The organism is Eubacterium ruminantium, assembly GCF_900167085.1.
Classification (GTDB): domain Bacteria; phylum Bacillota; class Clostridia; order Lachnospirales; family Lachnospiraceae; genus Eubacterium_Q; species Eubacterium_Q ruminantium.
Window position 1 is genome coordinate 321,694 of sequence record NZ_FUXA01000005.1, and the last position, 6,000, is coordinate 327,693.

Annotated in this window: 4 protein-coding genes and 1 other annotated feature (1 of these 5 only partly in view); all 4 genes read left to right on the plus strand. The window is 36.1% G+C overall.

From position 1 onward, the window contains the following. Positions 1 to 180, plus strand: a binding site (T-box leader) (it extends 90 nt beyond the left edge of the window). A 117-nt stretch (positions 181 to 297) separates the two neighbouring features. Beyond that, positions 298 to 1,968, plus strand: coding sequence for a 2-isopropylmalate synthase (locus B5D25_RS04210; protein WP_078786690.1), 1,671 nt, complete (start codon positions 298 to 300; stop codon positions 1,966 to 1,968). A gap of 218 nt (positions 1,969 to 2,186) precedes the next feature. Continuing rightward, positions 2,187 to 3,296, plus strand: coding sequence for a G protein-coupled receptor family protein (locus B5D25_RS04215; RefSeq protein ID WP_078786692.1), 1,110 nt, complete (start codon positions 2,187 to 2,189; stop codon positions 3,294 to 3,296). Between the two features lie 11 nt (positions 3,297 to 3,307). Beyond that, positions 3,308 to 4,768 carry a DUF5711 family protein gene (locus B5D25_RS04220; protein ID WP_078786694.1) on the plus strand — a complete coding sequence of 487 codons (1,461 nt, stop codon included), beginning with the start codon at positions 3,308 to 3,310 and terminating at the stop codon, positions 4,766 to 4,768. A 170-nt stretch (positions 4,769 to 4,938) separates the two neighbouring features. After that, positions 4,939 to 5,724, plus strand: coding sequence for a CvpA family protein (locus B5D25_RS04225; RefSeq protein WP_078786696.1), 786 nt, complete (start codon positions 4,939 to 4,941; stop codon positions 5,722 to 5,724). Positions 5,725 to 6,000 lie beyond the last annotated feature (276 nt).

Below are 6,000 nucleotides of genomic sequence, written 5' to 3' on the forward strand. Positions count from 1 at the left end.
CACCTTGGAGCAGCCGGATGAATGGTATATTTGATATACAGGTAGTTTTGGACGGGGTCTCGCCGTTACAAGAGAAGGATATAAGAGTTACATCCGTATCCGTGGAGTGCGTATAAGATACATGATATATCAGTTGATTATACGAATTAGAGTGGTACCGCGTTTAACAGCGCCTCTAGATTTTTCTAGAGGTGCTTTTTTTACTTTACGGGTAATAGAGTTTCATTGTGAAGCAATTTTGCTTAGGTTTAAAGCAAATTGCAATGGTCTTATTACAGCATTATAGGAGGAATTAAAATGAAGAATTTCAATCACTACAAACGTGGCTATTATATGCCACCGGTTCAGTCAACAAATTGGGTAAATAAGGAATATGTGGACAAGGCTCCAATCTGGTGCAGCGTTGACCTTAGAGACGGTAATCAGGCACTTGTTACACCAATGAACCTTGATGAAAAGCTTGAGTTTTATAAGGAACTTATAAGAATCGGTTTTAAGGAGATTGAGATCGGATTCCCTGCTGCAAGTGAAACAGAGTATGAATTCTGCAGAAGACTTATCGAAGATAATCTTATCCCTGATGATGTAACAATTCAGGTGCTTACACAGGCCAGAGAACATATCATCAAGAAAACATTTGAAGCAGTAAGAGGCGCTAATCCAAAGAATGTCATTGTACATCTTTACAATTCGACATCTTATGCACAGCGTACTCAGGTATTTAAGAAATCAAAAGAAGAGATAAAGAAGATAGCAATAGAAGGTGCTGAACTTCTCAAGAAGCTTGCTGATGAAGACGGCGCTGAATATCGTTTTGAATATTCTCCTGAAAGTTTTACAGGAACAGAGCCTGAATATGCGCTTGAGGTTTGTAATGCAGTTCTTGATGTATGGCAGCCTACAGCCGACAGAAAGGTTATAATCAACCTTCCTGCAACAGTTGAAATGTCACTTCCTCATGTATATGCAAGTCAGATTGAATACATGAGTACAAATATGAAATACAGAGAAAATGTAGTTCTTTCTCTTCATCCTCATAATGACAGAGGATGCGGTGTTGCCGATGCAGAGCTCGGACTTCTTGCTGGTGCAGACAGAATCGAAGGAACACTTTTCGGAAATGGTGAAAGAACAGGTAATGTGGATGTTATAACAGTTGCTATGAATATGTTCACACATGGTGTTGATCCATGTCTTGATTTTTCTGATATTCCAAGAATTCAGGAGATTTACGAAAGACTTACAGATATGGAGGTTGGTCCAAGACAGCCATATTGCGGTAAGCTTGTATTTGCGGCATTCTCAGGTTCTCACCAGGATGCTATCGCTAAGGGAATGAAGTTTAGAGAAAATGATCCTGAGCAGATGTGGACAGTTCCTTATCTTCCACTTAATCCGGAAGATGTCGGAAGAACATATGACGGAGATGTTATCCGTATCAATAGCCAGTCAGGTAAGGGTGGTATCGGATTTATCCTTGAAACAAAGTATGGTTACGATCTTCCAAAGAAAATGAAGGAAGATGTTGGTTATGCCGTTAAAGATGTTTCGGATAAGAACCACAAGGAACTTCAGCCGGATGAAGTTTATGATGTATTTATGTCAAACTACGTAAATATAGAAGAGCCTATCAGATTCATTGAATGTCATTTCCAGCAGAAGGACGGAATTCAGTGTGAGCTTACAATCTATGCTGCAAATAAAAATGCAGAGAAAGTTTACCATGGTCAGGGTAACGGAAGACTTGATGCAGTAAGAAATGCAATCATGAAACATTTCGATGTATCATTTGATATTGATGATTACGAAGAACATGCCCTTTCGGTAGGTTCAAACAGTAAAGCTTGTGCTTATGTTGGAATAAAAGTTGACGGTGCAGAAAAAACTATTTGGGGCGCAGGCATAAAGGATGATATAATAGATGCGTCGGTTTATGCGCTTATAAGTGCAGTTAACAAAGCGCTTTAATACTTGTAACAAAGAACATCGGCTCAGCATATAACATGCTGAGCTTGAGATGTTTATTTATATATTTATAAATGCATATGTTCATTAAGTTGTGAAAATCAGAATATGAACAGTTCAGTTTCACAATTGCCGGTAACAACCGTTTAGTGGGGAATAAAAGCAGAATTTGGAAGGCGCTTGACAATCAAGTTTGTTTGCCTGTGCAGGAGGTTGACAGTATGGATGATTTTACTGAAGGATTAGGTTTTCTTGAAAATGCAAGAGATGCAGTCCATAAAAGAGATGACCTGAGAAAATTTATCGATCAGAAGAAAGATATTCTTAAAAAAATGGAGAAGGATATCGCGGCAGAAGAAAAGGATATAGCTGACGAGATTAATTCTACTATTAAAAAGAAGAGAAACAGCATAGAAGATTCGTTTGATAAAAAAATAGATGATCGAAAGTCTGACGTTAAGAAAATTGAGAAGAATAGAAAGAAAGATAAATCCGATCAGGTTAATGCCAGAGTTGCAGAAGCAACAAAGGATTATCATGCACAGAACAAGACGCTTGAAGATGAGCTAAAGGATTTATTTAAAAGTAATGGTGTACCGAAATTCTGCTCAGGGAAGTTTTATTATACATTATTTAATCCAAAGGGATTTGGTGAAGTAATGACTAAGCTTCTTTTCCTTGTTACAGTAGCTCTCGGAGTACCTGCTGTTGTTGTGTTATTACTTTGGAAGACTACATTTGCAGGTGTTGCACGAGAGAAGAAACTTTTATATTCCATCATTTTTGCTGTTGTGTGGATTATATTTTGTATAGTTATTTATTTCATTATTTATATAAATACTAAGGTGAGATATATAGATACGATTCGTAAAGGACGAAGGTATCGTGACGCTATAAAGAAAAATACGTCCAGCGTTAATAAGATTACAGATTCAATCAATAAAGATAAGGACGAAAGTCAGTATAATCTTTCTGAATATGATAAAAAGCTTAAAGACATGGACAAAAACATGGACAGACTTATGAGCGAAAAGAAGGATGCTCTTAAGGAGTTCGATAAGAAAACCAAGGACGAGATTACTAAGGATATTAAGAAGAAGAGACAGAAAAAACTGGATGAGCTTGCAAAACAGAAGGATTTGATCAAGGCAGAACTTGAAAAATCTTCTGAAGAATTAAACGCGGCGGAAAATGGTCTTGGGAAATATATCAGAGTTCTTGGCGAAGAAAATTGCTCTGCTGAAATGATAGAAAAACTTATTGGGGTTATCCAAAGCGGAAGAGCTTATACAGCCAGGGAAGCTATTGGTTATCTTAAGTTTAAGGGATAGAGGTTTAATAAATGAAGGATGAGGATAGATTCAAAAAGGGCAAAGTTATCCGCGATGAAGTTGCTGAAAGACGTAAACGTGGAGATAAGCCTAAAAGCAATGTCATCCACGTAAGGGGAAGTGCGGAGGCTGGAAAAGAGAATCTTAGAAGGCGTCGCAATAAATTAATCAAGAAAATAGCTGTATTTGCAGCGATAGTTATTGCCATAGCCACGGTTTGTCTTATTACATATATTAACAGTATAAGAAGATACAGAGGCTATGAAGTTGTTCATACTGCTAAAACAGTATACGAGGCAAATGCTTCTTATATTAAGTTCGGAGATAATCTTTTAAAATATACTCCTGAAGGTGTTTCATACATCAACTCAAATGGAGATGTTGTTTGGACAGCTGGTACCAACCTTAAGACACCTATAGCGACAGCAAAAGGTAATTTTGCCGTTGTAGCTGATAAAGGTGGTAATAAGGTTGTTGTTTTTAATACTGACGGTCAGGTTGGAGAGAAAACCATGCCGTATAAAATCTGTGATGTAGAAGTGTCAGACAAGGGTGCGTACGCTGTTGTTTTGGAAAGTGACAAAACAAATTATATAAATATGTACACCAGTACAGGTGCCATTGTATATGAAATGCAGACATCCATAGATAAAAGCGGTTATCCGGTGGATATTTCTATTTCAACTGACGGTAAGAAACTTTTTACAAGTTATTTCCTTGTAGAAGGTATCAACTCAGGTATAAGTCTTACTGCATATAACTTTGGCGAAGTAGGACAGAACACAAATGCTGACAGAATGATGGGAGGGTTCCGTCTTAAGGACGAGCTTGTTCCTAAGGTTGAATTTCTCACAAATAATGTCGTAGCAGCTTTTTCTGATAATCATATCTACATATATAATAATAGGGACGTTCCTTCTCTTAGAACTACCATTAATATAGAAGGAGAAGTGAATAGTATTTTCTATAGTAATAAGTTTGTAGGACTTATTCAGCGTAAGGAAGACAAGGGTTATACCATGAAAGTATATGACTTTGATGGTAAGAAAATGTTCAATTACGATATAGATATGGAATATGATAATATTTTTGCGTCTGATGAAGAAATAATCCTTACAGGAGGGCAGGAATGTCTTATCATCACAAAAGGTGGTAGAACAAGATTCCGTTATACATTCGATCAGCGCATAAGAAATATGATCTCTACTTCAGGATATCATCAGTATATCATTACATTTGAGGATCACACAGATACCATCAAGCTTAAGGCATCAGCAAATAAAAAGAAGTCAGACAAAAATGTTACCAAGTCAAAGGATGAATTGTCTGACAAGGAAGATAAACCTTCTGACACAAAAAATACTGAGGCGGAAAGTGGTAAAAATACAGAAAATACTACTGGCGAAACGAATAAAACAACACAGGGAGGTGTGTCTGAAGAATCTGACAATTCAAAAGATAAATCTGAGTAGGATGATTCAGACAAATCTGACAATTCAGACAATATCCGGAATCAGGATTATTTTGACGAACCATACATACCGAACAACACCATGAAGTGGAGTGAATTTGTACAATCATATATGTTAGAAAAAAATAAAAGTTTGAAAAATAGATACATAAAGAAGAGAAAGGTTAATATATGAATATTTTAACTGTTGTAATTTTGGCTGAAATTATTTTGCTTGGAGTAATGGGTGCGGTAAGAGGACTTATACGTACTGCTCTTAATCTTGTATCAATCATCATATCTGTAATATTAGTTTATATTCTTGCGCCGGTTTTGGGCAATTATGTTATAGAACATTCTAATCTGGATGATAAGATCAATGATAAAATGTATAACACTATAAGAAGAGAAGTTAAAGAGAAGGCTGATAAAATATCAGACGCTCTTGATTTTGATACTGAACGTCTGGCATATCCTGAGGAGGATCTTTCAGACGACAAGAGGCGTGAAGTGATTGCGGAATATATAATGAGTAGTCCGCTTAATAAGGCTGATCAGGTTAAAGTCATTGATAATCTTGACATGCCTGAGTTTTTGGATAAATCATTAAAGGAAAATAATAATAGAGATATCTATAATGATATAGGTGCTGATAATTTCTTTCAGTATATTTCCAAATATACAGCAAGAGTTGTAGTTAGAATAATAGTCACAATTGCATTTTATATTGTGTGCAGAGTATTATTCTTTATTCTTATATATCTATTTACCGGTGCAGTAAGACAGTTCAAGTTGCTTAATGCGATAGACAGAATAGGTGGAGCTGCCGCCGGGATGGTTATGGGTATAGCTGCAGCATGGGTTATCCTGCTTGTTGTATCCGTATTAATGAGTGATAAGTATAATGACCTGGTTAATGCCAGTCCGATCTTGCAATTATTTGACAAAACAAACCTCTTAGCTATGAGAGTAAAATGAGGTTCACTTAGAAGAAAAAGAAAACCGTTTTGGTTTTCTTTTTTTTATAATTTTAAATAAAAAAATTTGGATTTGAATAAAAAAAATAGGAAACTCTGAAAGAAAATAAAATGCATAAACCACGCGTTTTAGCCGTTTGTAAGGGAACGAAAAGTTCTTGAAAAAATTTTTGAAAAAATTTCAAAATATGTGTTGACAAAGTGGGTACCTGGTGGTAATCTATAGAAGCTGTCGCTGATACAGACAACTTGAAAACACACAAAACACTAACGTTGA

What these genes read in the sequence shown, in the direction of transcription:
- B5D25_RS04210 (WP_078786690.1), top strand. Translation starts at nt 298, where the DNA reads ATGAAGAATTTCAATCACTACAAACGTGGCTATTATATGCCACCGGTT.
- B5D25_RS04215 (WP_078786692.1), top strand. Translation starts at nt 2,187, where the DNA reads ATGGATGATTTTACTGAAGGATTAGGTTTTCTTGAAAATGCAAGAGAT.
- B5D25_RS04220 (WP_078786694.1), top strand. Translation starts at nt 3,308, where the DNA reads ATGAAGGATGAGGATAGATTCAAAAAGGGCAAAGTTATCCGCGATGAA.
- B5D25_RS04225 (WP_078786696.1), top strand. Translation starts at nt 4,939, where the DNA reads ATGAATATTTTAACTGTTGTAATTTTGGCTGAAATTATTTTGCTTGGA.